Here is a 25,548-nt window from a genome sequence, read left to right on the forward strand (position 1 = left end):
ACAGAGGACGCGTCGCAACCGACCAATCCTTGCACATGTTCTCTTTTCGTTCTAGTTTGGCGGCATGGAAACCGACGCAAATCTTCCGCCCGAGCGCCGTAAGGGGCGGGGTGTGGCCAGCAACAGGAGCGGGCGGTTTGAGCGGTTTGAAAGAGTGGGGTTTTCCGACGGTTGGGAGATCGATGAGCCGCTGCCGCCGCTCCGCACCGAGGTGCGCGAAGAGGTCGCGAAGACCATCATCACCCGTAATACCAGCCCGGATATTCCGTTTGATCGCTCGATCAACCCGTATCGCGGCTGCGAACATGGGTGTGTTTATTGTTTTGCGCGCCCGAGCCACGCCTATCTGGGCCTGTCGCCGGGATTGGATTTCGAAACCCGGCTGACGGCGAAGCCCAATGCGCTCACGCTTTTGGAGGCGGAGCTGCGCAACCCGCGCTATCGGCCCAAGGTGATTGCGATTGGCACCAATACCGATCCGTATCAGCCGATTGAGAAAGACCGACGGCTGATGCGGGGCATTCTGGAGGTGTTGCAAGCGTTTCAACATCCGGTGGGGGTGGTGACCAAAGGCACGCTGGTGGAACGCGATGCGGATATTCTGGGCGCGATGGGGCAGGCGGGGTTGGCCCGGGTTGGGGTGTCTGTGACAACGCTCGACGCCGATTTGGCGCGCAAGATGGAGCCCCGCGTGCCGTCTCCGGCGCGCCGATTGCGGGCGATCGAAACGCTGAGCAAGGCGGGGTGCCCGGTCCGTGTGATGGTCTCCCCCATCGTGCCGGGCCTGACGGATCATGAGGTTGAGGCGATTTTGCGGGCTGCGCGGGATGCGGGGGCTGTGGCCGCGACATCCATTGCGCTGCGGCTGCCGCGTGAGGTCGCGCCGCTCTGGCGCGACTGGTTGGCGGAGCATTACCCGGCGCGGATCAATCGCGTGATGGAGAAAATCCGCCATATGCATGGCGGGCGGGATTATGAAAGCGATTGGGGCAAGCGGATGACGGGGGAGGGGCTCTATGCCGATCTGATCCAAAAGCGATTTGTACGCGCGCGCCGGGCTCTTGGGTTGGACGCACGATTGCCGCCATTGAGGACCGATCTGTTCCAGCCGCCAGCCAAAGCTGGAGATCAACTGAACCTCTTCTGACCGTCTCACGGCGCGCGGCGGCGCCGGAATTTTGGAAAATTCCGCGCCGGAAAACGCATGTTTTCCGGTCCGTTTTCCGTGCGGAAAACGATATCTGGCCAGGGGAAAGCGCATGCACGGCCTGCCTATTTATCCGCGCGTCCGGCGCCGGCTGGCGCGCGCGCGGGTTGGGCCAGCGCCATCGGTGCCGTCGCTGTCAGAGGAAAACCCACCCAGATCGGCCGCGATGGTTTCCAAAGTCGGCGCGGAGGATTTCGGCGTTTTTTCAAGTGCCTCACGCATCTTTTTCAGGTGATCAGGTTGCGTCCCGCAACACCCGCCGATGATCGTCGCACCGGCATCGCGGGCCAGGACCGCATAACGCGCCATCAGATCCGGCGTGCCATCATAGTGAATATGCCCATCGACATATTTCGGAATCCCCGCATTGCCTTTGGCGACCACGGGCCGCTCATTGCCCGAGGCGCGGAAGCCCAGGACCGTGCGCAGCAGATCCGACGCGCCCACGCCGCAATTGGCGCCATAGGCCAGCGGCTTGTGATCCAACCGCTCGACCATTTCCGACATCGCCGCCGAAGTCAGGCCCATCATCGTGCGGCCCGCGGTGTCGAAGCTCATCGTCCCACACCAAGGCATGTCGGCCAGTTTCGCAGCCTCGGCGGCGGCTTTGTATTCCTCTGCCGCGCTGATCGTCTCGACCCAGAGCACATCGGCGCCCCCGGCTTTGAGCCCCTCGGCCTGCTCGTGGAACATCTCCACCGCGGCCTCATGGGTCAGCGCGCCCATCGGTGCCATGATCTCGCCGGTTGGCCCCATCGAGCCCGCGACAATCACCGTCCGCCCCGCCTTGTCGGCCACCTCGCGGCCGATCTCTGCGGCGGCTTTGTTCAACTCAAACGCCCGGTCCTGCGCATCATGCAGTTTCAGTCGTGCCCGCGTCCCGCCGAAGGAATTCGTCAAAAACAGATCGCTGCCCGCGTTCACCGCCCCGGAATAGAGCGTCACAATCCGATTTGGATGATCTACATTCCAAAGCTCCGGCGCATCGCCGGATTGTAGCCCCATGTTAAACAGCGTGGTGCCTGTCGCGCCATCGGCCAAAAGCCAGTCCCGTTCGGCCAAAAGCCGCGAAAGTGCATCTGTCATCGTCCAGGGGTCTTTCTTCTTGCAAGCACCGCCGACATGGCCGTTTGACGCCTGTTTCGCAAGCCCATTCGGCGCATAAAGGTTATGAGTCCGATTTGCCGGTGCGGCAAATCAAAAGCCCCGGGCAAATCTTCCCGGGGCTTCTCAAAGTCGCAACCACCTGACCGGCAGGGATGTCCAATCTTAGGCTTCGTCCATCAACTGGCCTTTGGCGACTGCCAGAAGCTCCGCATATTTGGTGCGCAGGTCATCCTCGGCCACGCGATCGCCCAGATCGCCCATCAGCTTGCGCATCACATCCTCATGGCCGGCCTCTTCGAAATCGGCCTTAACCACCTCTGCGGCATAGGCGTCGGCGTCGTCACCGGTTTTGCCCAGAATGTCGGCCACCCAGAGCCCCATCAGCTTGTTGCGCCGCGCTTCGGCCTTGAAATTCATCTCGGCGTCATGTGCGAATTTGGCTTCGAACGCGTGTTCGCGATCATCGAAGGTGGTCATGTCTGATCTCCACTTAGGAATTCCGTTGCCTCCATTATGCCGGGTGGGCGCGGCCCCGCAAGCGGTTATGGTCCATCCGCCTTGCGACAGAGCGCCCAATGGCCTATAGCCCGGCTAAATTCCAGGACCATGCGGGGGCAGGGTCCTCTACCCGGTTCACGGAGACATTATGGCACGGCGCAAATTGGTCTATGAGGGCAAGGCCAAAATTCTCTATGAAGGCCCGGAACCCGGCACGCTGGTGCAGTATTTCAAAGATGACGCGACCGCCTTCAATGCCGAAAAGCGCGATGTGATTGATGGCAAAGGCGTTCTGAACAACCGTCTCAGCGAATTTTTCATGACGGGCCTGAACGGGATTGGCGTGCCAACCCATTTTATTCGCCGCATCAATATGCGGGAGCAGTTGATCCGTGCGGTGGAAATCATTCCGCTGGAAGTGGTGGTGCGCAACGTGGCCGCCGGGTCAATCTCAAAGCGTTTGGGGATTGAAGAGGGCACGCCGCTGCCCCGCCCGATAGTCGAATTTTATTACAAAGACGATGATTTGGGTGATCCCCTGGTCAGTGAAGAGCATGCGATTGCCTTTGGTTGGGCTGGTCAGCAGGACCTGGACGACATGGTCTCGCTTGCGCTTAGGGTGAATGATTTCCTGTCGGGCCTGATGTTGGGGGTCGGCATCAAGCTGGTGGATTTCAAGATCGAGATCGGGCGGATTTGGGATGGCGACTATATGCGCCTGATCGTCGCCGATGAGATCAGCCCCGATAGCTGCCGCCTCTGGGATATGGAGACGGGTCAGAAATTCGACAAAGATGTGTTCCGCCGCGATCTGGGCGATTTGGCCGATGCCTATACCGAGGTGGCCAAACGTCTGGGCGTGATGCCAACCAACACGACGCCGGTGACCAAGCCGACGCTGATCAACTAAGACCGCTGCACCGGGTCGCCGGATGTAGCTTTTGCGATTTGGGGAAAGAGGGGCAGGGCCGATGCGCGCAACCGTGACCGTGATGTTGAAACAGGGCGTCTTGGACCCGCAGGGGGAGGCCGTGCGCCATGCGTTGGGCGCCTTGGGCTTTGACGGTGTTGCCGGCGTGCGGCAGGGCAAGCTGATCGAGTTGGACCTGGCCGAGGGCACGACCGAGGCGCAAGTTACCGAGATGTGCGAAAAGCTGCTCGCCAATACGGTGATCGAAAGCTACCGGGTGGAAATCGGCTGATGCGGGCGGCGCGGCTCACCGGCTGGCGCCAGCCTTTGGAGATTGGCCAGGTGCCGGACCCGGACTGCCCGCGCGATGGCGTCGTGCTGGAGGTCCTGGCCTGCGGCATTTGCCGATCAGACTGGCATGCATGGTCCGGGGCCGACCCCGATGTGATCTTGCCAATGATCCCTGGGCATGAGTTTTGCGGTCAAGTGATCGAAACCGGTGCCAATGTGACGGCGTGGACACCTGGGGATCGAGTCATCGCACCGTTCATTCTGGCCTGCGGCGCCTGCCCGGATTGTCAGGCCGGGCATCAGACGATCTGTGCCCGCCAAGCCGTGCCTGGCTTCACCCAAGATGGCGCCTTTGCCGAGCGGATTGCGGTGCCGTTTGCAGACACGAACCTAACACGCCTGCCCGAGGGTATGGACCCGGCTCTGGCCGCGGCCTTTGGCTGTGGCGTCACGACGGCCTGGCATGCGCTGACCGGGCGGGCGGCGCTGCGCCCCGGTGAATGGTTGGCCGTTTGGGGCGGTGGCGGGATTGGAACGGCGGCGCTGATCCTTGGCAAAGCCATCGGGGCCCGGGTTGTGGTCGCCGATGTGGTGCCGGAGAAGTTGACCTATGCGACCGGCCTGGGGGCCGATGCGGTGATTGACGCCCGGGAACCGGACGCCGTGCAAGCCCTGCGCGACGTGACCGGCGGCGGCGCGGATCTGGCGGTCGAAGCGCTTGGCGTCGAAGTGACGACCCGGAACGCCATGCTGTCGTTGAAGAAACTGGGCCGGATGGTGCAGGTGGGCATGCCCGCAGGCGACCATGCGGCGATGACTCTGCCATGGGATGCGGTTTATTCCGGGCAATTTGCGATCTATGGCACGCGCGGGATGCCGGCTTGGCGCTACCCCTCGCTTCTGTCGCTGATTGAGGGCGGGAATGTCGACCTCAGCCCGATGATCGCCCGCCATGTGGCGCTTTCCAATGTCTCGGCCGAGTTGGCCGCGTTCGATGCGCCCGCGCCGCCCGGCGTGGCCGTCATCACCGATTTTCAGAGCTGAAGAAGGAACTGTCCTCATGCGCGCTGCTGTTCTTGTTTTCCCCGGTTCAAATTGCGACCGCGACCTTGAAGTGGCGTTTCGTGAGGCGGGCTTCTCGGTCGAGATGGTTTGGCACAAAGAACAATCCCTGCCCGAAGGCATCGACCTTGTGGGCGTGCCCGGCGGGTTTTCCTATGGCGACTACCTGCGTTGCGGGGCTATCGCGGCACAATCCCCGATCTCTGGCGCGCTCAAAACCCATGCCGAGCGAGGCGGCTATGTCTTCGGCGTCTGTAACGGGTTCCAAATCCTGACCGAAACCCGGCTTCTGCCCGGCGCGCTTTTGCAGAATGCGGGCGTCAAATACATCTGCAAAACCGTGACCTTGCGTGTGGAGACGACCGAAAGCGCTTTCACCAATGCCTACAAACAGGGTGACGAGATCGACATCCCGATCGCGCATCACGAGGGCAATTACCAAGTCGATCCAGAGACCCTGGCGCGGTTGCAAGGCGAGGATCGCGTGGCGTTTCGCTATCTTGAGGCTCCAAATGGGTCGACCGACAACATTGCGGGCATTCTGTCGGAGAACCGCCGGGTTCTGGGCATGATGCCACATCCTGAACGGCGCTCCGATCCGGCCCATGGCGGAACCGATGGTGCCGCGCTCTTTGCCTCGCTCAGTGAGGCGCTGGTCAGCGCATAAACGCCTTCCATCTCGAAGATGGCTTGAGGCGGGATGGGTCCATCGCGTACTCTCCTCTGGATGAGCCTGACCACCACGAACCGGCCAAGCGTGCGCGCGGCAGATCGGAAACGCACCTGGATTTTGCGCGGCCTGATGATAGTGTTCATGGCCGTGGCTGTGGCCGTGATCTGGATTTCGAATATCTGGCTGACCGAACGGTTTACGGAGACCACGCGAAACCGAGCCGAGTTGCGGCTTGCGCTTTACTCTGGCTCTATCGTCTCGGAGTTGCAGAGCAATTCGGTTGTGCCGCTTTTGCTCAGCCGCGATCCGCTTTTGATCCGCGCGCTGAACCAGGGTGATTTCACCACGACATCTCAGCGTCTGATCTCATATGGGGAAGAGATTGCCGCCGCATCGATGTTCCTGCTCAACCGGGACGGGCGGATCGTGGCGGCGACGGACCGGAACCGGTTGGGTGAGCTTCTGAACAACGAAGCCTTTTTTGTGCAGGCGCAGCGCTCGCCAGATACGGTTTTTACCACCAGAGAGCGCGAAACCGGCGCGTTTGACTTCACCTTCTCGCGGCGCGTGACCGATGACAATCGGTTGCTTGGCGTGGTTGTGGTGCAGGTCAATCTGGCCCGACTGGAAGACCGCTGGCGCGGCACGACAGAAGCGGTGTTTGTCGCCAACTCAGAAGGCCGCATCATGCTGTCGACCGAGCCGCGCTGGCGTGGCCGGACCGAAGCCGAGGCGATCGCGCTTCGCTCGCCGCCTTCGGCCATCCAACGGGCGATCGAGGCCACCGGCGATTGGGCCTTTGGCGATCCGACGCCCTATTTCTTCGGCGATGCCACGATCCGCCTGGAAACCCGGATTCCATTTCGAGGATGGCAGCTTACATCCTTCACCGCCTATGCCTCGGTTCGTGAGCGGGTGAATGGCGTTCTGGCGCTCCAGATCATGGGATTCGCGCTGCTCCTGGCGGGGGCGTTCTATGTGTTGAGCCGTCGGGCTCGGTTGCAAAGCGCGATTTTTCAACGGGAATCGGCAGAGCTTCGCCGGTTGAACGATAGGCTCGGGCGGGAAATCGCCGAGCGTCAGAAGGTCGAACGGACGCTTGAAGAGGCGGAACAGAGCTTGGCGCAAAGCCAGAAATTGGCCGCCTTGGGCGAGATGTCGGCCGCCGTCAGTCACGAGTTGAACCAACCGCTTGCGGCGATGAAAACCTATCTGGCGGGCGCCAAGCTTTTGCTGCAGCGTCGGAGGCCGGAAGAGGCGCTCAGTTCCTTCCAGCGGATCGATGATCTGATCGAGCGGATGGGCGCGATCACGCGGCAGCTGAAAAGCTATGCCAGGAAGGGCGGCGAGGCCTTCGAGCCGGTCGATCTGCGCGAGGCGCTGACCGGCGGCTTGACGATGATGGAGCCGCAACTTCGGCAGATGACGGTGGAGATCACCCAGAACCTGCCGCGCAAGCCGGTCATGGTGCTGGCCGACCGGCTGCGCCTGGAACAGGTCATTATCAATCTCTTGCGCAACGCTCTTGATGCGATGAAGGCCGAGGAGAACCGCGAGTTGGACCTGATTGTCGCCGGCGGAGAAGAGGCGGTTTTGACCGTCCGCGACAGCGGCAGGGGGATTGACGATCTCGATGCTTTGTTCGAGCCATTCTACACAACCAAGAAACCCGGCGACGGGGTGGGCCTGGGGCTGGCGATCTCTTCGGGGATCATAAATGACCTGGGCGGACGACTGACCGCACGCAACGGTGCCAAGGGAGGCGCCGTGTTCGAGATGCGCCTGCCGATCTTGCATCGGTCCGCCACCGCCGCCGCCGAGTGAGCAATAAAGGACGACGCCATGAAGATTGCGATTGTCGATGACGAACAGGATATGCGCCAGTCGATCAGCCAGTGGTTGGCGCTGAGCGGATTTGACACCGAGACCTTTGCCAGCGCCGAGGATGCGCTGAAAGGGATTGGGCCGGATTTTCCGGGTGTGGTGGTGAGCGACATCAAAATGCCCGGCATGGATGGGATGGCGTTTTTGAAGCGTCTGATGGGCATGGATAGCGGCCTGCCGGTCATCATGATCACCGGCCATGGCGATGTGCCCATGGCGGTCGAGGCGATGCGAATTGGCGCTTATGACTTCCTGGAGAAACCGTTCAACCCGGACCGGATGACGGAGCTTGCCAAGCGCGCCAGCCAGACGCGCCGGTTGACGCTCGACAACCGGGCGCTTCGTCGTGAGCTGTCCGACGGCACGGTCTTGATGCGCAAGCTTATCGGCTCCTCGCCGGTGATGGAGCGGCTTCGGGAGGATATTCTCGACCTCGGCCAGGCTGACGGCCATGTGCTGATCACCGGCGAGACCGGGACCGGCAAGACGCTGGTTGCCCATGCTTTGCATGCGGTCGGGCCACGGGCTGGCAAAAGCTTCGTGCCGGTAAGCTGTGCGGCCCATGACGAAGAGACCCTGACGACGATGCTCTTCGGCCCGGTTGGCGACGGGCAAGACCTGCCGTTGATCGAACAGGCGCGCGGCGGGTCGCTGGTCTTGGAGGATATCGAGTCACTGCCGCAGGCGCTTCAGGCCCGGCTTCTGACGTCGATCAATGACCAAGGCACGCCCGCCGAGACGCGGATTGTGGCGATTTGCAATGCCGCAGAGCCCGAGGGGTGCGAGGCGGCTCTGCGCCCCGATCTCTTCTATCGCTTGGCTGCCATGCGGATCGACTTGCCGCCGCTTCGGCAGCGGGGCGAAGATATCCTGACCCTGTTCAACCGGTTTGGGGAGCAGTTCGCCGAGGAATATGGCACGGATGCGCCAGAGGTGACGGCGCAAGAGGCGGCCCAGCTTCTGCAAGCGCCATGGCCCGGCAATGTGCGGCAACTGATAAACATCGCCGAACGCGCAATCCTGCAGCAGCGCCGCGGATCAGGCACCATCGCGTCGCTTCTGATGAGCGACAATGCCGAGATCAGCCCGCAAGCCGTGGGCGAGGGCAAGCCGCTAAAGGAATATGTGGAAGCCTTCGAGCGGATGTTGATCGATAACACGATGCGCCGTCATCGCGGCTCAATCGCGAGCGTGATGGAAGAGCTCTGCCTGCCGCGCCGGACGCTCAACGAGAAGATGGCCAAATACGGGTTGAGCCGGTCGGACTATCTTTGATCGACGCCTTGTAGCCCTGTAAGCGACACGGATTAAGGAGCCGAGCGACGTATTTGGATCGCTCGGCCTCTGTGTGCTTTGTTGCCAGTATTTGGCCGATGCGGTTGGGTGAAATGTCGAACCTCTGTAGCCCTATGCGCCGCCAAGAGTGGCCGATATAAGCGTCTCGTCGTCCGGATTTGCCGAGCGCACCATCCGGGTCCGATCGTCTGGCTTTTTCCCGAGGGATCAATGCGTTTTGTCAGTTTGAATGCTTGGGGTGGCCAGGTTTGGCCGGCGCTGCAAGATTGGGTGCCGGAGGTGGCACCGGATATCCTCTGTCTGCAAGAGGTGACACGTGCGCCAGTCCCGTCGCCAGCTTGGTTGCGCTATGTCGACCCGAACCGCGACTTGGATCAGCGCGCCGACCTTTTCGGCGATATCTCCGCGCTTTTGCCCGACCACCAAGCGTATTTTGCGCCGGCAACCCGGGGCATGCTCCATGACGACGCAGGCGAAGGCTTCGCTTCGGAACATGGGCAGGCGGTTTGGGTCGCACGCCATCTTGCGGTGACCGAGCAGTGGCAAGGTTTCGTTCATGGCCAATTCCGCCCTAATGGGTGGGGGCCTGAGCCAGTGTCGCGCACGATGCAGATCATGCGCGTCTGTAACCCGGCGAGCGGCGGGCAAGTGGTGTTTGCGCATTTTCATGGGCTCCGCGACCCCTCCGGCAAGGGGGATATTCCGGCCCGTGCGGCGCAGGCCCGAGCCGCGTTGGATGCCGTTCTCGCGTTTCGTCAGCCAGAAGAGCCGCTAATCCTGGCGGGCGACTTCAACTTGCAACCGGATAGCCGGACCTTTGAGATATGGGCGCAACTTGGGCTCAAGAACCTCATTATTGACCACGGCGTCACAGATACTCGCACCAGCCTCTATTCCAAACCCGGGCGGTTCGCCGATTATCTTCTTATCAGCCCCGACATCAAGATCGACATGTTTTCTGTGCCGGATCGGCCGGAAGTGTCGGATCACCGACCGCTCCTTCTCGATTTTTCCCTCTGATCCATCGCGTCCTCCCCTGAGCTTGGGCGACAGGGACACCGTACAATTGTGATTTGTTCGTTATGCGAACAAAAATTTGTATTGCGAACAAATCTGATTCCCGCCAGACTGTAAGAAACCGGCGACATCGTCCGGTATGGAGCGGGCGGTAGCCCTGCGTGATGCGGCGTCCCGCCCGGCGGGCGGCGATGGCGGATCACGAAAACGAGTTCGCGGGGGAGGCGTCTTGCAAAGTTTTTTGCGTGGGATTGATGGGGTCAATAAGGTCGTGACCCTGGCCGTTGGCGGCTTGCTGATGATGGTGGCTGTCGCTGTGTTCTTCCAAGTGCTGGTGCGCTTTGTTCTGACGGCGTTGGGCATCAATATCAGCGCGCCGTGGACCGAAGAGCTCGCCCGTTATGCATTGATTTGGATGGTTTTTCTGGGTGCGGCCGTCGGTGTGCGCCACGCGCGCATGATTTCCTTAGAGTTCGTCGTCCGCGCGGTGCCGGACCGGTTGGGCGTCACGCTGCGCTATGGGGTCATGGCGCTGAGCGTGGTGTTTTTCGCCATGCTGATCTGGGTTGGGCATCAGTTTGTCATGCTTGGGCAGACCGAAACGAGCCCGGTGATGGGGATCCGAAAAGACCTTGTCTATTGGGCGATGCCGATCGGGATGGGGTTGATGATTTTGAACTCGATAGCCTTGGTCATCGAAACGGTTCGCGAGGGGCGCGACATTCGTTACGTCGCCGATCACGCGCCAGAAATGTGAACCAATGTTCGCTATATTCATAATACTGCTTCTCTTGTTCGCCGCCAGCGTGCCGGTCGCCTTGGCCCTCGGCATGGCGTCGGTGCCCACGCTTTTGGACCGCAGCATTCCGTTGATCGCGGTGCCCCAAGTCGTCTTCGAGTCGCTCGATAGTTTCGCGTTGATGGCGCTGCCGCTTTATGTGCTGGCGGGCCGGCTGATGCAGTTCGGCGGGATCGCGGAGCGCCTCGTGGATTTCGCTAAAGCGATCGTGAGCTGGATCAGAGGTGGCTTGGCCGCAGCGGTCGTTTTGACCTCAATGATGTTCGCCACGATCTCTGGATCTTCCGCCGCGACGGCTGCTGCAATCGGCTCGATGCTGATCCCGGAAATGGAGAAACAACGCTATCCACGCCCGTTCAGCGCGGCGACCACTGCCGCCTCTGGCGAGCTTGGGGTGATCATCCCGCCGTCTGTCGCGATGGTGATCTATGGCGTGATCACTGGCGTGTCGATCACCGATATGTTCATCGCCGGGTTCCTCCCTGGTTTGATGATCGCGGGGTCGTTGATGCTGACCGTGATTATGATCTCGTGGATCCGGGGATATGGTGAGCGGCAGCCGTTTCACCTTGGCCCTTGGGCCGCGGATGTGGGCCGTGCGCTCAGACGCGCGTCCTTGTCGCTGTTTCTGCCGATCATCATCCTGGGCGGGATTTTCGGCGGCATCTTTACCGCGACCGAGGCCGCCGTGGTGGCGGTGGTCTATGCCTTGATCTTAGGTGTCTTTGTCTATCGGCAAATTCCGATCCGCGATCTGCCGCGTTTGTTTGCCGGGGCCGCTGTCACCTCGTCGGTTGTCATGATCATTGTGGCGTTTGCCGCGATGTTCGCCTTTGCGCTGCATCTGTTGCGGGTGCCGCAAGAGCTGGGTCAGCTTCTTACGACGGTCACCGAAAACCCGCTGATCTTCCTGTTGTTGGTCAATCTGTTCCTGCTGATCGTCGGCATGTTCATGGAGACTTTCGCGGCGATCATTATCTTGGCGCCGATCCTATCTCCAATCGCCATGAGCTATGGCATCGACCCGACCCATTTCGGGCTGATCATGATTGTCAATCTGGCGGTTGGCATGGTGACACCGCCGGTTGGGGTCAATCTCTTTATCGCTTGCGGCATTGCGCGCGTCACTATGGAGCAGCTGATGCGGCCGCTGGCGATCTTCCTGATGGTTCTGATCGCGAACCTGATGGTCATCACCTACATCCCGGGCATCTCGCTCGCGCTGCTCCGATAAATCAAAACCAACAGTTTGGAGGAGGTCAAACATGACCCTAAGATCGACATTTGCCGCCGCGCTTGCCGCCGGTGTGCTGAACGTTGGCGCCGTACAGGCGCAAGAATATGAGATGGTGCTGGCCCATGTGCTGAGCGATGCGAGCCCGTATCAGGTGACGCTGAACGAGTTCGAACGCCTGATCGAAGAGCGCAGCGAGGGTCGTATCGCGGTTGAGGTGCAGTGTTGTGGCCAGGCGGGCAATGAGACCCGCGCCATCCAGTCGATGCGCACCGGCATTCTGACTGGCGGCTTTGTCGGCGGCTCGTCGCTCGAAACCGTGGTATCCGCCTATCGCGTCTTGTCGCTGCCCTATGTGTTTGAGGGCCAGGACCAGGCCTATGAAGTGCTGCAAAGCGAGATCGGGCGCGAAATGCTCGACCTGCTTGGCGATTACGGCATGTATGGGCTTGGCTTCGGCTCGATCTACGAGCGCAGCGTGGCCTCGCGCGATCCGCACCGGGTCGAAACCATCGAGGATATGCAGGGCCTGAAAATCCGCGTTCTGCCGACCCCGGGATTTGTTGAAGCTTACAATGCGATGGGCACACAGCCGACGCCGATGTCTTATGGCGAGCTCTTTATGGCGATCCAGAACAGCGTCGTGGACGCATTGGAAATCTCGCCGGATGCGATTGTGGCCGACCGGTTCTATGAGGTCGTCAACAGCTACACGATGACCCGTGCGCATCAATCGACGACGATTTTTGTCTTGTCGAACGCGTTTTGGGAAGGGTTGCCCGCCGATCTGCAAGAGATGGTGCAGACCGCTGCCGATGATGCGATCGCCGTGGGCATCGCCGCTCACCGCGAACTGGCGGATGCCGGGTTGGAAACGGTCCGTGAAAGCGGCGTGGCCGTGATCGAGCCCGATCTCGCCCCATTCATGGAGGCCGCGCGCACGTCCTGGGACGTGATCCTCGCCGATTACCCCGAGGCGCAGAGCTATCTGGAGCAGATCCAGGCCGCGACCGGCAACTGAGCCATTAAGCGATCCGGACGGGCGTCAGATCTCTGGCGCCCGTTCTTCATCCGATCACTGGCATTTTCTGTTGCCGGGGCAGGGGAAGGCTGGCATTGTTCCAATATGCGAACAAAAGTCCGAAAATGAATGAGCGGTCTCAGCCCTCCGATCGCCCCGCTGTGCTCGGGCTGATCGTGAACCCCTTTGCCGGGCTTGGCGGCGCCGTGGCTTTGAAAGGCACCGATGGCGCCGAGATTGTGGCCGAGGCTTTGGCCGCTGGTGCCGAGCCAAAGGCCGAGGCCCGCGCGGCCCGCGCGCTACAGGCATTTCGGCGGGATGGGGGCGGTGTCGTTGTGACAGGGCCGGGGGCTCTTGGTGCGGCCATCGCGGGGGACGCCGAATGCATACCAATCCACCCGACGGGAACCGCTGAGGACACGATTGCTCTTGTAACAGCGATGCAAGACCGCGTGGGGCTGATCTTGTTTGCCGGTGGCGATGGCACCGCGCGAGATGTGGCCGCCGCCAATATCGCAGCGGTCCCCATCTTGGGGCTGCCTGCCGGGGTCAAGATGCAATCCAGTGTCTTCGCCCGGACGCCGGAACGCGCTGGGCAAGTGGCCGCGGCATTTTTGCGAGACCCGCAGAGGGCCGTCGAGCCCGCCGATATTCTGGATATCGACGAGGCCGCCCGCCGCGAAGGCCGCCTTGTCGCGCAGCTCTATGGGGTCGCGGACACGCCTGTTGGGCCCAGAGCCCATCAAGGCGCGAAAGCCGGAAGCGGCAGTGACGGGCTGGCCGAGATTGACGCAGCCTTGGCCCGCTATGCCGCGCATATGACAGCGGGCACGCTTTACCTGATCGGGCCGGGCATGACGATGGCGGCGCTGAAGGATCGTCTGGGCGGCGGCACATTGCTTGGGGTGGATGCCGCGTTGGATGGCGAGATCATCGCGCGCGACTTGAGCGAGGCCGCGATCCTAGCGCTTCTGAAGACCGTCGCGGCGGCCCGGATCGTGTTGACCGTGATCGGCGGGCAGGGGTTCTTGCTGGGCCGGGGTAATCAGCAGATCTCGCCGCGCGTGATCGCAGCGGTTGGTCAAGACGCGCTCGATATCCTTTGCCCCGCCTCGAAACTCGCGGCGCTCAACCCCCAAGAGTTGGCCGTCGACACTGGCGACGCCGAACTGGACCAAGCGCTCAGCGGGTTTCGCCAAATTATCACAGGGCCAGGGCGGCGACAGGTCGTCCGGGTGGCCGCATGACAGACACCAACAGGATAGAATGGAGATGAGGATATGACCAAAGCCCATCCATGGATGGCGAACTCCGTCGACGATGTGAAGCAAGAGATGATGGCCGCGCTTGGCGTCAATGAGATCGACACGCTGTTCCAGCAGATCCCTGAGGATCATCTCTATGGCAAGCCTTTTAACCTGCCGCCACAATTGGATTCCGAGGTCGCGCTGTCGCGGCATTTGACCGACGTTTTGTCGAAGAATGGGACCACTGCGGACAATCTGTGTTTCCTCGGAGCGGGGGCTTGGCCGCATCACGTGCCAGCGATCTGTGACGAAGTTGCGGGCCGCTATGAATGGCAAACCTCGGTCTTCGGTTCGCCCACATCGGACCATGGCCGGAACCAAGCCTGGTTCGAGTTTTGCTCGCAAATCGGCGCCTTGGTCGAAATGGATTTCGTCGGGCTGCCGGTCTATTCCTGGGGCTGCGCCATCGGCCATGCGGTGCGTATGGCGGCGCGGATTACTGGGCGGCGTAAAGTGCTGATCCCGGCGGTGATGGATCCCGAACGTCTCTCAGTCCTGCGGAATTATTGCGAACCTCCCGAGATGGCGCGCCATATCGAGATTGTCGTGGTTGCGGTTGGTGCCGATGGGTGCCTGGACCGCGCGGATTTGGCGGCGAAACTGGATGACAGTGTCGCGGCGCTCTATGTCGAAACGCCGTCCTATCATGGCGTGATTGAGGCCGATCCCGCCGGGCTCTGCGCGGCGGCGCGCGGCGTGGGTGCCGAGGCGATTGTCGGCGTGGACCCGTTGTCGCTTGGCGTGCTGGAAGCCCCTGGGGCTTATGGCGCGACCATCGCCGTTGGCCCGACGCAGCCGTTGGGCGTGCATATGAATGCCGGTGGCGGGGTGGGTGGATTTATCGCCAGCCCGGATGAGGAGCGTTACGCCCGCGAATATCCGACGCTGAACATCACGATTGCCGAGACCATTGCCGAGGGCGAGTTGGGCTTTGGCCTGACGCTTTTCCATCAGTCTTCCTACGGGATGCGGGATGAGGGCAAGGATTGGACGGGCAATTCGGTCTATCTCTGGGCGCTGGCCAATGCCGCCTATATGGCCGCGATGGGCCCCGCCGGCTTTGCCGAGATTGGCCGCTTGATCCTGTCGCGCGCGCGGGCTGCGGCGGAGAAGATCAATGCGATCCCGGGCTGTTCGGTCGACCTGAGCCAGCCGTTTTTCAAGGAGTTCGTGGTTCAGTTCGACACCGCCGATGTGGACACCGTCAACGCCAAGCTGCGGGAGCGTGGCATCTTTGGCGGCAAGGACATCACCGGAGAGCCGGGCATCGGCGGCCCGGCCGCGCTCTACTGCGTGACCGAAGTGCATACCGAGGATGACATCGACCGGCTCGTCGCCGCGCTGAAGGAGTGTATCTGATATGACTGCCCCAATCTCAAACCGTTCCGACGCCCGGTTCAAAGGCTATCATGCCGCCCGTTGGGCCGAACCCGTTGTGATGGAACTTGGCCATCTAGGCCGCCGTGGCGCTGTCTTTCCCGAGGCTGGGCCGGTGCCAGACCTGCCCGAGGGCGCGCTGCGCGCCGTGCCGCCCGTTCTACCGGAGATGACGGAGCATGACGTGCTGCGCCATTACCTGCATCTCAGCCAAATGACGCTTGGCATGATGGGCGTCTCGCTCTTCGGCACCTGCACGATGAAATACAACCCGCGGATTGGCGAACAGGCTGTGGCCGCGGATCATCTGGCCAAGGTGCATCCGTTGCAGCATCCCGACACTCTGCAAGGGGTTTTGGAGATCTACAGCAATTTCAACGAGATCCTGTGTGAGTTGTCGGGCATGGATCAGTTCGTGTTCCAGGCGGGCGGCGGGGCCGATGCGGCCTATACCCATGCCTGCGTCACGCGCGCTTATCATGCCAGTCGGGGTGAGTTAGAGCAGCGGGACCAGATCATCACCACGATCCAGACCCATCCCTGTTCGCCCGCGACGGCAAATACCGCCGGGTTCGAGGTGATCACGCTGACGCTTGAGGAAAACGGCTACCCCTCGGTGGAGCAGTTGAAATCGGTGATCGGCCCGCGCACGGCGGCGCTGATGGTCAACAACCCTGACGATATGGGTATCTATAACCCGGACATTAAGGAATGGGTGCGCCTGGTGCATGAGGCCGGTGGCCTCTGTTTCTATGACCACGCGAATTTCAACGGCGTGATGACTCGGCTCCGCGCCCGCGAATTGGGTTTCGATGCATGCATGTACATGCTGCATAAGACCTTCGGCGCGCCGAAGGGTGGCGGTGGGCCGGCCGTTGGGGCCTATGGCTGCGCCGAGCATCTGGTGCCGTTCCTGCCATCACCGCTGGTGGTGAAATCCGGGGAGGGGTTCGCGCTGGACGAGGATCGCCCGGACTCGATTGGCAAGATCCGCGAGTTTTGGGGCAATGCGCCGCAAGTGGTCAAAGCCTATGCTTGGGCGCGCGCTATGGGGGCCGAAGGCTTGCGCGAGGCGGCGGATATCTCGGTTCTGGCGAATAACTACATGGATAAGCGCTTGGGCGAATTGCCGGGTGTCAGCCGCTCCAACCCGCATATCGATGCCTGGCGCATGGAGATGACGCGCCACTCGCTTGAACAGGTGACGAAAGACACTGGCTGCACCGTGGTCGATATCTCGAACCGGATGACGGATTACGGGATCGACGCGCTCTGGCTCAGCCATGAACCCTGGCTGGTGGCCGAGCCCTTCACGCCCGAGGCGGGGGAGCTCTGGTCGAAAGAAGATATCGATTATTGGATCGACGTCATGGGCCAGGTGATCAAGGAGGCCTATGAAGACCCCGAGATGGTGAAAACCGCGCCACATAAAGGCGCGATCCATCAGCTAAAAGGTGAGGGGATGGAGGACCCGGAGAAATGGGCGACGACCTGGCGCGCCTATCTGCGGAAACATCGGCCTGTTGCGGCCGAGTAATCCTCCCATTCCGGAGCAAAAAAGGCGCCCCAAACCGGGGCGCCTTGGTCATTCAGATAACGGGTTGGCTAGATTGTGCTCTCCAACCTCGTGTTGGCGACGATCTCTGGGATGCTGGCCTGGTTGGGCAGGGCCAGGACCATCGCCACAATCTCCGCCACCGTTTCGGGCTGCAGGCGTTCTGGCTTGGGCGTCACACCCGGAATGCCCGAAATCATCTCGGTATCGATCGCGCCGGGGCAGATCGCGGTGCCGCGCAGGCCCTCTTCCCATCCGGCAAAGCGCACGGCATGGGTCATCGCGAGCAGCGCCTGTTTTGTCATCACATAGCCAAGCGACGTTGTGGCATCGCGATAGCGTTTGGCGTCGGTCGAGGCGATGTTGACCACACGCCCACGTCCGGAGGCTTTCAGATGTGGCAGCGCGGCCCGGATCAGATGAAACGGGCCTTTGACATTCACCTGCCAGAGCTGATCCAGCTCGTCTTCCCCGCCGCGGGTGAAATCCACCATCTTCAGAATGCCCGCATTGTTCACCAAAGCGTCCGGCGCACCAAAGGCCGCTTCGGTCGCGGCGACCCATGCGGGGGCCGTCTCTGGTGCCTCGGCGTCGTAGGAGAAGGCTTGCAACCGGTCTGACGGCGCATCTGGAAACGCCTCGGCCAGGGTTTCGGGCCGTCTGGCGCCCACGGACACTCGGTGGCCGGCCTCCAAACATCGGGTGACAATGGCGGCCCCCAAACCTCGGGTGCCGCCGGAGACCATGACGATGCGTGGGTCCGCCATCTTAGAACAGCCCCTGATAGACGCCGCCATCATTGATGATGTTCTGACCCAGGATAAAACCGGCCTGATCGGAGCAGAGGAAGGTTACCAGATCGCCACATTCTTTGGGATCGGCGAACCGACCGGCAGGCACACTTTGCAGCCGGTTTTCCACAATCGCCTCATAGGTGGTGTTCCCACGGCGGGCGTGGTTGTGCAGGTTGGTGTGCAGCGCATCGGTGTCAAAAAAACCGGGGCAGACCGTGTTGATCGTCACATTATCAGGCGCGCAATCCCGTACGATGGAAGCGATCGCGCCCGAAAGTGCTAGACGCGCCGCATGGGAATGGGCGAAGTTCTGCTGCGGGAATTTGATGAAGCTGACCGAGATATTGACGATCCGACCGAATTTCCGGGCGCGCATGCCCGGAAGCACGCTCTGGATCATCTGAATGGAGGACAGGAAATGCACGTCCAGCCAATGCAGCCACTCGGCCTTGTCCCATTCATTGAAATCGCCGGGGATCTGCCGAACGCCTGGGTTCGAGACCAGAATATCGGCGACTGGCGCGGCCTCCAGAACCGCGGCGCGGCCCTCGTCGGTGTTATAATCGGCGGCGATGGTGGTCACCGAGACACCGGTCTCAGTGCGGATTTCTTCGGCAGTGGCCTCAAGCGCGTCGGCGGAGCGCGCGTTTAGAACCAAATTCACCCCCTCCCGCGCGAGAGAAAAGGCGCAGGCTTTGCCGAGGCCTTTGCTCGCGGCGCTGACAATGGCGGTGCGTCCGGTTAGTCCCAAATCCATGGGCGTGTCCTTTCTGTGATGCGGCCTTGCAGGTCCAAAATGCTGGGCGGGGCCCGGTTTGGCTCAGGCGGCGGTGTCTTGAATATCGAGAATTTGGTCCAACCCGGTCAGTAACTCTTTCAACGGGGCCCCGGTCAACGGGGCGAGGGGCGCACGGGGCGCGCCACCGCCGGGAAAGCCCAGATGGTCCATCGCGGCTTTTGTTGAGGGATAAAGTGTCCGGCCATTGCTCACGAAGAGGTCGGTGATTTCGCGCGCGAGATACTGTATCTCCCAGGCCTCATCCAGACGACCGGCTTTGGTCAAGGACCACATATCAAGGCAGCGTTCCCAAACATTTGGAAAACAATCGATCAACCCATCGCAGCCCGCCAAGATTGACGGCACGCCAATCGTGGAGGAGGGGCCGCAGAAGACCAGAATCCGATCCTGCGCCAAGGCCAAGGTCTGGTGGAAATTCAGCCAGTCGCCAGAGCTTTCCTTGACAGCCACAACTGGGTCCAGATCGGCCAGCCGGTCGACGATATCAGGCGTCAGCGCATTCCCGGCATTGCCCGGAATATTGTAGAGCATGATCGGCAACGGGGCCGCCGCCGCGACGGTTTCATAATGATCGATGATCTCGGCCTCGGTCAGGTGGGCGAAGTAGGGCGGCAGAACCAGCGCCCCATCGCAACCGGCCTCTTTGGCATCGTGCAGCGCTTCGATCACCGCCTGAGGTGTGATCGCGGCGGCCCCGACGATGGTCGTCCCGGCATCGCCGACCGCCTGTTTCGCGGTGCGGTAGACGGCGCTGCGTTCACGGTCGGTCAGGCTCCAAAACTCGCCGGTGCAACCCGCCGCGATGACGCCGGTTGAACCAGCGGCCATCATCCGGCTGATATTGGCCGCCAGGTCGGCATGATCAATGCTGCCGTCTCTAGCAAATGGCGTTGTGATGGCCGGCATCGCGCCGGTCCAGTTTACGCTGGTTCTATCCAACTTCTTATCCTCACTTTATCAAACACTTACAGCTTTGTCGCTTCGCAGCGCCTCCAAGACCTGATCGGCCGCTTGACGGAGCGTCGTGACGGCAAGCCCGATCTGTTCCTCGTCAATAATGAAGGGCGGCGAGAAGGAGATCGCGTCGCTATTGGGCAGGGCGCGGACGATCAAACCCGCCTCCAGCGCGGCTCTTGCAATCCGGGGGGCGACGGTTTGGGACGGATCGAACCGGGTCCAGCCATCTTGGGTTGGGTTGGCGAATTCGACCGCGCCAACCAAGCCAAGGCCCCGGATCTCGGCCGCGATCGGCATATCCCCGAAAGTATCGGCAAGCGCACGTTGCAAGACGGTGCCCATGGCATCGGCGCGGGCCACGAGGTCTTCACGCTCCATGAGCGCGAGATTGGCCAGCCCGGCGGCAGCCATCACCGGATGCGCGGTATAGGTGTAGCCATGGCCGAAGGGGCCGAATTTCGCGGCCCCTTCATTGGCGATCACCTGCCAGACCTTCTCGCTGACGATACAGGCTGAGAGCGGCGCATAGCCCGAGGTGATGCCCTTGGCGACCGTCATCAGATCGGGACGAATGCCAAGCTTATCGGAGCCGAACCAGGTGCCCAAACGGCCAAACCCGCAGATCACCTCGTCGGCGATCATCAAGACGTCGTAACGGTCGAGCACGGCTTGGATTTTGGGGAAGTACCCCTCCGGCGGAACAATCACACCGCCGGCGCCCATCACGGGTTCTGCGATAAAGGCCGCGACGGTTTCGGGACCTTCCGCGAGGATCATATCTTCCAACTCTTGCGCCAGACGGTCGCCGAACGCATCGTCGCTTTCGCCCGGCTGCCGTACCCACAGGTTATGCGGTGCGCTGACATGGCGGATCATCGGCAAGGGCAGATCGAACCCGGCATGCAGCCCCGGCAGGCCGGTCAGGCCCGCCGACATGACCGTCACCCCGTGATAACCCCTATCGCGAGAGATGATTTTCTTCTTCTCGGGGCGCCCAAGCGCATTGTTGTAATACCAAACCAGCTTGACCTGCGTGTCATTCGCATCCGAGCCGGAGGCGCCGAAGAAGACCTTCGACATGCCTTCAGGGGCTTTCGCAATGACCTGTTCGGCCAGGATCGCGGCGGGCTCCGTGGCCATGGAGGAAAACCCATGGAAATAAGAGAGCTTGCGCGTCTGATCGGCCAGCGCATCGGCAATCTCGTCCCGGCCATAGCCGACATTCACACACCAGAGCCCGGCCATCGCATCCAGATAGCGTTTGCCCTGATCATCGGTGATCCACACACCTTCGGCGGAACGTGCCATCATCGCCGCGCCAGATTGAGAATGGGCGTTCAGCGCGCTGAACGGATGAAACATATAGCGGCGGTCAAGCTCGCGGGTGTCGAGAGTGTCAGCGGTCATCGCCAGCAACCTTTGATGGAGTGAGGGGAACTACAGTGGTCGGATCGTCGAGATTAAGCCGTGTGCCGCGCCCATCGATTTCAAACAGATGGATGGCCTCGGGCGCGAAGCCGATCTTCAGCGCTTCGCCAATAGAGAGCGGTTGACCAGCGGGCGCGCGCGCCAAGAGGCGATGGCCGCCTGGGATTTCGAGGGTCACGATCTGCTCATGGCCAGTGTTCTCAATCAGCCGGATCGAGGCGTCGACGTTACCGCCAGAAAGCGTGATATTCTCCGGGCGGATGCCAAGCGCGACCGGGCCATCGGCCATATCCGCTTTGAACAGGCGGCGGTTGATCGGCACGGACTGCCCCGCGATCATAAACCGATCGTCAGCGATCTCGCCTTCCAATTGGTTCATCGACGGGGTGCCGATGAACCCGGCCACAAAGCGGTTGGCCGGGCGGTTATAGACCGCATCCGGTGTATCGAATTGCTGCAACAGGCCGTCATGCATCACCGCGATCCGATCCGCCATGGTCATGGCTTCAAGCTGATCATGGGTCACGTAGACCATGGTTTTGCCGATCCGGCGGTGCAGCTCGATCAATTCCGCGCGCATGTAACTGCGGAGTTTTGCGTCGAGATTGGAAAGCGGCTCATCCAGTAGGAAGACTTTGGGTTCACGGACCAGGGCCCGGCCCAAGGCGACGCGCTGTTGTTGCCCACCAGACAGTTGCTTGGGTTTGCGGTCGAGCAGGGGGTCAAGCTGCAAAAGGGCGGCGGCTTTGGCCACGGCCGCGGCACGATCCGCCTTGGGCACGCCGCGTTTCTTCAGCGGATAGGCGATATTCTCACCCACCGTCATATGCGGATAAAGCGCGTAGGATTGGAACACCATGGCGATGTCGCGCTTGCCCGGGGCCACATCGTTGACCACCCGCCCGTCAATCGAAATCTCGCCCGAGGTGGGAAACTCTAGGCCGGCCAGCATCCGTAGGGTTGTGGATTTGCCGCAGCCCGAGGGGCCAAGAAGCGCGACGAATTCGCCGGCATTGATCGAAATGTTCAGCCGCTCTAGCGCGACAAACGCGCCAAATTCCTTGCGGACGTCTTTTAACTCTACCTCAGCCACGTGTTTATCCTTTTACCCCGCCCGCGCCGAAGCCGCGGGTCAGGTAGCTTTGCAAGAAGGCGAAGACGATGATCAAAGGCAGGCTCATCATGACCGAGGCGGCCATCAGGAGCGACCATTCGATATTGAAGGCCGAGATCAGCATCGTCATCACGCCGGTTGTCAGCGGGCGCGCGGAGTCGGAGTTCACCAGGACCAGCGCGTAAAGATATTCGTTCCAAGACAGGATGAAGGTGAAGAGCGCAGTCGAGATGATCCCGGGCAGCAATTGCGGCAGGATTACATCCTTGAACGCGCCAAGCCGGGTCGCGCCATCGACCAAGGCCGCCGACTCCAAATCTTCCGGCACCCCTTCCATGAAGGATCGGAGTAGCCACAGCGCATAGGGCAGGGCGAAGGTGGTATGGGCCAACACAAGGCTGGTCAGCGTGTTGGAGAGCCCAAGCTCCACCATCATCAGATAGAGCGGAATGATCAGCACGACCGATGGCAAGAGATAGGTGAACAGCACCAACATCGCCAGCGTATCCCGCCCCCGATACTTGAACCGCACCAGGCTATAGGCGCCCACGGTGCCGAGGAGCACCACAAAGATCGTCGTGGTCGTCGCCAAAACCACCGAGTTGCGGAAATAGAGCAGGAAAGGCGTGTCGAAAAGCAGGCGCGCGTAATGCTCGAACGTGACCGTCTCGGGTAGCCAGGTTGGCGGGATACGGAACAGCTCGGTCTGCGGTTTCAGCGAGGTCACGATCATCCAGAACAGCGGGAAGGCGATCAGGAGGACGAGCGACCAGGTGAACAGGTTAAAGGCGAGTTTGCGTAGGAATGGCATGGCCTAGCTCTCCCGTCCGGTGCGGCGGATATAGATCAACATGAAGACCAGCATGACCAACATCATCCCCACCGAATAGGCGGCCGCCTGACCCATATTGTTGAGCGCGAAAGCCTCTTGATAGACCAGAAGCGGCAAGGTTTGGGTCGAGGTCACAGGCCCGCCGCCCGTGAGCAGGAAGATCAGGTCGAACTCTTTGAAGTCCCAGATCGCGCGCAAGAGGATGATGACAACGAGAACCGAGCGAAGCTGCGGCAAGGTCACATCCCAGAAGCGCGAGATTGGGCCCGCGCCGTCGATCTTCGCGGCCTCATAAAGGTGATCGGGGATGGTTTGCAGCCGAGCCAAGACGGCAATCACCACAAAAGGGAAATACTTCCAAGCGCCGACCAGGATCACACCGATCATCGCGTTGGGCATCGACCCCAACCAATCGACGGGCATATCCGTTATCCCAAGCTGCATCAGCCCGTGATTGACCGCGCCATAGAGGTCATTGAACAGCCAGCGCCACACCAGAACCGCGACGACGGTGGAGACGAAATAGGGAAACAAAACCAAGCTGCGGGCCAGCGACCGGAACCACAGGTTTTGATGCAGAAGCAGCGCCAGCCCGACGCCGAAAACGATTTGCAGGCTCAGTGTGCCAACCGTCCAGACCAGGGTTGTCCAGAGCGATTGCCAGAAAGCAGGTTCGGTAAACAGCTGAATGTAATTGTCGACCCCGACGAACTCGCCTTCCAAGGTCGGCGTGTAGATCGAAAAGACGCTGAGATAGATCGCCGCCAGAAGCGGATAGACGATCACCAAGCTGAACACGACGATGGTCGGCGCGATAAGGAGAGCCCCAAGCCGGGCATAACGGCGCTCGAGCAAAGGGGCGGCAAGGACGGTGCTGGACATGGGCACTTTCAGTTAATGTCGGGCGGCGCGACAGGGAGAGGACGGGAGTGGGCGCGCCGCCCGAGGGTGCAGATTCAGGTTGTCATGATCTCTTCGATCCGGGCGGTTGTCTCGCCCAAAACCTGATCTGCATTCTCGTCATTCAACACGATGCGCTGAACCATTTCCGAGATCACGTTGGAATTGATGATCTCACCGGCCTTTGCATTGGGTTGATGTGCCGTGCTTTCCCAGCCGAGATTGAACCCGCCGGCCGCTGCGCTGGCCATTTTGTTGACCTCGTCCGAATAGCGCTCAATGATCGGATTGGCCTGATAGGCCGGGTCATCCGCAATCGTGCTGAGCACCGGCAGAACATGGCCCGGTGCGGCGTGAAGCTGCTGAATGTAGCCTTCGGGGTCGAACAGGAAGGCCGCGAACTGTTTCGTCGCCTCCATGTTGTCGGCAGCGCGCGGGATGAAGACCGATGGGAAGTCGTTAAACGTCCAGGGTGCGATATCTGCCGATTTGGTCGGATAGAGCTCGCAGGTCACATGATCGGCAATGCCGGGGTTCTGCGTCGCCACATTGATCAGCACGCGGCCGGTATAGATACCGGTGGCACAGGCGCCAGAGACAAAGGCCGTCAGGCTGTCGCCCCAGCTGTAGTTGGTGGCACCCGGCGGGCAGAACTCACGCATCGCGCGGTAGAATTCCAGCGCGTCGCGGGTCTCGTCACTGTCGATGGCCACTTGCAGATCGGGGCTGAAAACTTGGCCGCCTGCCTGGTGGATGACGCCGATGAAGATCAGTGAGGTCATCGAGTTCCGGCCATAGGGCAGGGGCGCGCCAAAGATGCCGCCGCCTTGCATCGCAGCGACCGCCGCCAGCATCTCGTCCCAAGTGCGCGGGGCGGCCTCGATACCGGCCTGTTCCATCAGGTCAGTGCGGAGCCACATCATATTGGCGGCTGAGTTGCCGATGCCCGTGCCTGCATATTGGCCCGGATCGACTTCATAAATCTGATTGGCCCCGTCATAGAATTTCTCGGGCCCGATCATCTCGATCACGTCATTGAAGGGCTCCAAGAGTCCGTTGCGCCAGTAGTTCGAGACCGCAAAAGAGGGCAGGTGGGTGACGACATTCGGCACTTCACCGCTCGCAAAGGCCGCGGCCAGTTGCGGGGCATAGCCTTCATCGGAGGTGCGTTCGAAGACGACGCGGACATTTTCATGCTGCGCTTCGAAGTTCCGGATCTGGGTTTCATAGGCGGCCAACTGCTCGGGCGAGCTTTGCGGCGACCACCAGCGCAGTGTGATTTGCTCTTGCGCCCGAAGCCGGCGGGGAATCGCGGCTGCGGCCCCGGATGCGGCCATCCCGGCCAGGACGGACCGGCGGTCAACACCGGCAGACAGAACATTCTTGAGACTCATCTTTGTATTCCCCGTTGTCATTTGTGTTCGCATAACGAACTTATGTTCGTATCATGCATGAACGCCCCTGGATGACGCAAGCAGTTTTTTAT

Annotated in this window: 24 protein-coding genes; 14 read left to right on the forward strand and 10 right to left on the reverse strand. The window is 61.1% G+C overall.

What is annotated here, in order from left to right; translation table 11 throughout:
- The first annotated feature begins 64 nt into the window (after positions 1-64).
- The gene (locus GTF44_RS07395; RefSeq protein WP_171560441.1) at positions 65-1,147 is read left to right on the forward strand and encodes a PA0069 family radical SAM protein; all 1,083 of its coding nucleotides are present in this window, start codon (positions 65-67) and stop codon (positions 1,145-1,147) included.
- 129 nt (positions 1,148-1,276) lie between these two features.
- On the opposite strand, the gene bmt is transcribed toward GTF44_RS07395, so the two are convergent.
- Both bmt and GTF44_RS07405 read right to left on the reverse strand, forming a co-directional pair.
- Positions 1,277-2,293, reverse strand: a complete 1,017-nt coding sequence (bmt, locus tag GTF44_RS07400) for a betaine--homocysteine S-methyltransferase (protein WP_171560444.1) — start codon at positions 2,291-2,293, stop codon at positions 1,277-1,279.
- Between the two features lie 183 nt (positions 2,294-2,476).
- The gene (locus tag GTF44_RS07405) at positions 2,477-2,791 is read right to left on the reverse strand and encodes a DUF1476 domain-containing protein (RefSeq protein WP_171560446.1); all 315 of its coding nucleotides are present in this window, start codon (positions 2,789-2,791) and stop codon (positions 2,477-2,479) included.
- Positions 2,792-2,960: 169 nt separating this feature from the next.
- Here GTF44_RS07405 and purC point away from each other — a divergent pair, with 169 nt between their 5' ends.
- The 13 genes from purC (at position 2,961) to gcvPB (ending at position 17,220) form a co-directional block, all read left to right on the forward strand.
- Positions 2,961-3,722, forward strand: coding sequence for a phosphoribosylaminoimidazolesuccinocarboxamide synthase (gene purC / locus GTF44_RS07410; protein WP_171560449.1), 762 nt, complete (start codon positions 2,961-2,963; stop codon positions 3,720-3,722).
- Between the two features lie 61 nt (positions 3,723-3,783).
- Positions 3,784-4,014, forward strand: coding sequence for a phosphoribosylformylglycinamidine synthase subunit PurS (gene purS, locus GTF44_RS07415; RefSeq protein ID WP_171560451.1), 231 nt, complete (start codon positions 3,784-3,786; stop codon positions 4,012-4,014).
- Positions 4,014-5,057: a zinc-dependent alcohol dehydrogenase family protein gene (locus GTF44_RS07420; RefSeq protein WP_171560454.1), complete on the forward strand. Its 1,044-nt coding sequence runs from the start codon at positions 4,014-4,016 to the stop codon at positions 5,055-5,057. Before purS ends, GTF44_RS07420 begins: the two co-directional genes overlap by 1 nt.
- Before the next feature lie 16 nt (positions 5,058-5,073).
- The gene (gene purQ, locus GTF44_RS07425) at positions 5,074-5,742 is read left to right on the forward strand and encodes a phosphoribosylformylglycinamidine synthase subunit PurQ (RefSeq protein ID WP_171560457.1); all 669 of its coding nucleotides are present in this window, start codon (positions 5,074-5,076) and stop codon (positions 5,740-5,742) included.
- Between the two features lie 135 nt (positions 5,743-5,877).
- Positions 5,878-7,572, forward strand: a complete 1,695-nt coding sequence (locus GTF44_RS07430) for an ATP-binding protein (RefSeq protein ID WP_253261330.1) — start codon at positions 5,878-5,880, stop codon at positions 7,570-7,572.
- Between the two features lie 18 nt (positions 7,573-7,590).
- Complete coding sequence (locus GTF44_RS07435) at positions 7,591-8,907, forward strand: sigma-54 dependent transcriptional regulator (RefSeq protein ID WP_145209656.1); 1,317 nt, start codon at positions 7,591-7,593, stop codon at positions 8,905-8,907.
- Between the two features lie 231 nt (positions 8,908-9,138).
- Positions 9,139-9,948, forward strand: a complete 810-nt coding sequence (locus tag GTF44_RS07440) for an endonuclease/exonuclease/phosphatase family protein (protein ID WP_171560459.1) — start codon at positions 9,139-9,141, stop codon at positions 9,946-9,948.
- A 226-nt stretch (positions 9,949-10,174) separates the two neighbouring features.
- Positions 10,175-10,702: a TRAP transporter small permease gene (locus tag GTF44_RS07445; protein ID WP_171560462.1), complete on the forward strand. Its 528-nt coding sequence runs from the start codon at positions 10,175-10,177 to the stop codon at positions 10,700-10,702.
- Positions 10,703-10,706: 4 nt separating this feature from the next.
- Complete coding sequence (locus tag GTF44_RS07450; protein ID WP_171560465.1) at positions 10,707-11,978, forward strand: TRAP transporter large permease; 1,272 nt, start codon at positions 10,707-10,709, stop codon at positions 11,976-11,978.
- Positions 11,979-12,009: 31 nt separating this feature from the next.
- Positions 12,010-12,999, forward strand: a complete 990-nt coding sequence (locus GTF44_RS07455) for a TRAP transporter substrate-binding protein (RefSeq protein ID WP_171560467.1) — start codon at positions 12,010-12,012, stop codon at positions 12,997-12,999.
- A 125-nt stretch (positions 13,000-13,124) separates the two neighbouring features.
- Positions 13,125-14,246 (forward strand): ATP-NAD kinase family protein, encoded by a 1,122-nt coding sequence (locus GTF44_RS07460; protein WP_171560470.1) that lies wholly within the window; start codon positions 13,125-13,127, stop codon positions 14,244-14,246.
- Between the two features lie 33 nt (positions 14,247-14,279).
- Positions 14,280-15,665, forward strand: coding sequence for an aminomethyl-transferring glycine dehydrogenase subunit GcvPA (gene gcvPA, locus GTF44_RS07465; RefSeq protein ID WP_171560473.1), 1,386 nt, complete (start codon positions 14,280-14,282; stop codon positions 15,663-15,665).
- A gap of 1 nt (position 15,666) precedes the next feature.
- Positions 15,667-17,220 (forward strand): aminomethyl-transferring glycine dehydrogenase subunit GcvPB, encoded by a 1,554-nt coding sequence (gcvPB, locus tag GTF44_RS07470; RefSeq protein ID WP_171560475.1) that lies wholly within the window; start codon positions 15,667-15,669, stop codon positions 17,218-17,220.
- Positions 17,221-17,288: 68 nt separating this feature from the next.
- Here the strand turns inward: gcvPB and GTF44_RS07475 are convergent, their stop codons facing one another.
- The 8 genes from GTF44_RS07475 to GTF44_RS07510 all read right to left on the reverse strand — a co-directional run bounded on the left by GTF44_RS07475 (position 17,289) and on the right by GTF44_RS07510 (position 25,456).
- A complete protein-coding gene (locus tag GTF44_RS07475) occupies positions 17,289-18,005 on the reverse strand; it encodes an SDR family NAD(P)-dependent oxidoreductase (protein WP_171560478.1) in 717 nt (238 codons plus the stop codon).
- Position 18,006: 1 nt separating this feature from the next.
- The gene (locus GTF44_RS07480) at positions 18,007-18,789 is read right to left on the reverse strand and encodes an SDR family oxidoreductase (RefSeq protein WP_171560481.1); all 783 of its coding nucleotides are present in this window, start codon (positions 18,787-18,789) and stop codon (positions 18,007-18,009) included.
- Between the two features lie 63 nt (positions 18,790-18,852).
- Positions 18,853-19,770: a dihydrodipicolinate synthase family protein gene (locus GTF44_RS07485; protein ID WP_171560483.1), complete on the reverse strand. Its 918-nt coding sequence runs from the start codon at positions 19,768-19,770 to the stop codon at positions 18,853-18,855.
- 18 nt (positions 19,771-19,788) lie between these two features.
- Entirely contained in the window at positions 19,789-21,195 is a 1,407-nt protein-coding gene (locus GTF44_RS07490) for an aminotransferase (RefSeq protein ID WP_171560486.1), read from the reverse strand.
- Positions 21,185-22,309, reverse strand: a complete 1,125-nt coding sequence (locus tag GTF44_RS07495; RefSeq protein ID WP_171560489.1) for a sn-glycerol-3-phosphate ABC transporter ATP-binding protein UgpC — start codon at positions 22,307-22,309, stop codon at positions 21,185-21,187. Before GTF44_RS07495 ends, GTF44_RS07490 begins: the two co-directional genes overlap by 11 nt.
- Positions 22,310-22,313: 4 nt before the next feature.
- Positions 22,314-23,141, reverse strand: a complete 828-nt coding sequence (locus tag GTF44_RS07500) for a carbohydrate ABC transporter permease (protein WP_145209615.1) — start codon at positions 23,139-23,141, stop codon at positions 22,314-22,316.
- Between the two features lie 3 nt (positions 23,142-23,144).
- The gene (locus tag GTF44_RS07505) at positions 23,145-24,044 is read right to left on the reverse strand and encodes a carbohydrate ABC transporter permease (RefSeq protein ID WP_171560492.1); all 900 of its coding nucleotides are present in this window, start codon (positions 24,042-24,044) and stop codon (positions 23,145-23,147) included.
- Positions 24,045-24,118: 74 nt separating this feature from the next.
- Positions 24,119-25,456: an ABC transporter substrate-binding protein gene (locus GTF44_RS07510; RefSeq protein ID WP_171560496.1), complete on the reverse strand. Its 1,338-nt coding sequence runs from the start codon at positions 25,454-25,456 to the stop codon at positions 24,119-24,121.
- Between the last annotated feature and the right edge of the window lie 92 nt (positions 25,457-25,548).

This window comes from Roseobacter sp. HKCCD6576-2 (genome assembly GCF_013179285.1).
Taxonomy (GTDB): Bacteria; Pseudomonadota; Alphaproteobacteria; order Rhodobacterales; family Rhodobacteraceae; genus Rhodophyticola; species Rhodophyticola oceani.

Coding starts and splice junctions, on each gene's coding strand:
- GTF44_RS07395 (WP_171560441.1), top strand. CDS start 65: ATGGAAACCGACGCAAATCTTCCGCCCGAGCGCCGTAAGGGGCGGGGT.
- bmt (WP_171560444.1), bottom strand. CDS start 2,293: ATGACAGATGCACTTTCGCGGCTTTTGGCCGAACGGGACTGGCTTTTG.
- GTF44_RS07405 (WP_171560446.1), bottom strand. CDS start 2,791: ATGACCACCTTCGATGATCGCGAACACGCGTTCGAAGCCAAATTCGCA.
- purC (WP_171560449.1), top strand. CDS start 2,961: ATGGCACGGCGCAAATTGGTCTATGAGGGCAAGGCCAAAATTCTCTAT.
- purS (WP_171560451.1), top strand. CDS start 3,784: ATGCGCGCAACCGTGACCGTGATGTTGAAACAGGGCGTCTTGGACCCG.
- GTF44_RS07420 (WP_171560454.1), top strand. CDS start 4,014: ATGCGGGCGGCGCGGCTCACCGGCTGGCGCCAGCCTTTGGAGATTGGC.
- purQ (WP_171560457.1), top strand. CDS start 5,074: ATGCGCGCTGCTGTTCTTGTTTTCCCCGGTTCAAATTGCGACCGCGAC.
- GTF44_RS07430 (WP_253261330.1), top strand. CDS start 5,878: ATGATAGTGTTCATGGCCGTGGCTGTGGCCGTGATCTGGATTTCGAAT.
- GTF44_RS07435 (WP_145209656.1), top strand. CDS start 7,591: ATGAAGATTGCGATTGTCGATGACGAACAGGATATGCGCCAGTCGATC.
- GTF44_RS07440 (WP_171560459.1), top strand. CDS start 9,139: ATGCGTTTTGTCAGTTTGAATGCTTGGGGTGGCCAGGTTTGGCCGGCG.
- GTF44_RS07450 (WP_171560465.1), top strand. CDS start 10,707: ATGTTCGCTATATTCATAATACTGCTTCTCTTGTTCGCCGCCAGCGTG.
- GTF44_RS07455 (WP_171560467.1), top strand. CDS start 12,010: ATGACCCTAAGATCGACATTTGCCGCCGCGCTTGCCGCCGGTGTGCTG.
- GTF44_RS07460 (WP_171560470.1), top strand. CDS start 13,125: ATGAATGAGCGGTCTCAGCCCTCCGATCGCCCCGCTGTGCTCGGGCTG.
- gcvPA (WP_171560473.1), top strand. CDS start 14,280: ATGACCAAAGCCCATCCATGGATGGCGAACTCCGTCGACGATGTGAAG.
- gcvPB (WP_171560475.1), top strand. CDS start 15,667: ATGACTGCCCCAATCTCAAACCGTTCCGACGCCCGGTTCAAAGGCTAT.
- GTF44_RS07475 (WP_171560478.1), bottom strand. CDS start 18,005: ATGGCGGACCCACGCATCGTCATGGTCTCCGGCGGCACCCGAGGTTTG.
- GTF44_RS07480 (WP_171560481.1), bottom strand. CDS start 18,789: ATGGATTTGGGACTAACCGGACGCACCGCCATTGTCAGCGCCGCGAGC.
- GTF44_RS07490 (WP_171560486.1), bottom strand. CDS start 21,195: ATGACCGCTGACACTCTCGACACCCGCGAGCTTGACCGCCGCTATATG.
- GTF44_RS07500 (WP_145209615.1), bottom strand. CDS start 23,141: ATGCCATTCCTACGCAAACTCGCCTTTAACCTGTTCACCTGGTCGCTC.
- GTF44_RS07505 (WP_171560492.1), bottom strand. CDS start 24,044: ATGTCCAGCACCGTCCTTGCCGCCCCTTTGCTCGAGCGCCGTTATGCC.
- GTF44_RS07510 (WP_171560496.1), bottom strand. CDS start 25,456: ATGAGTCTCAAGAATGTTCTGTCTGCCGGTGTTGACCGCCGGTCCGTC.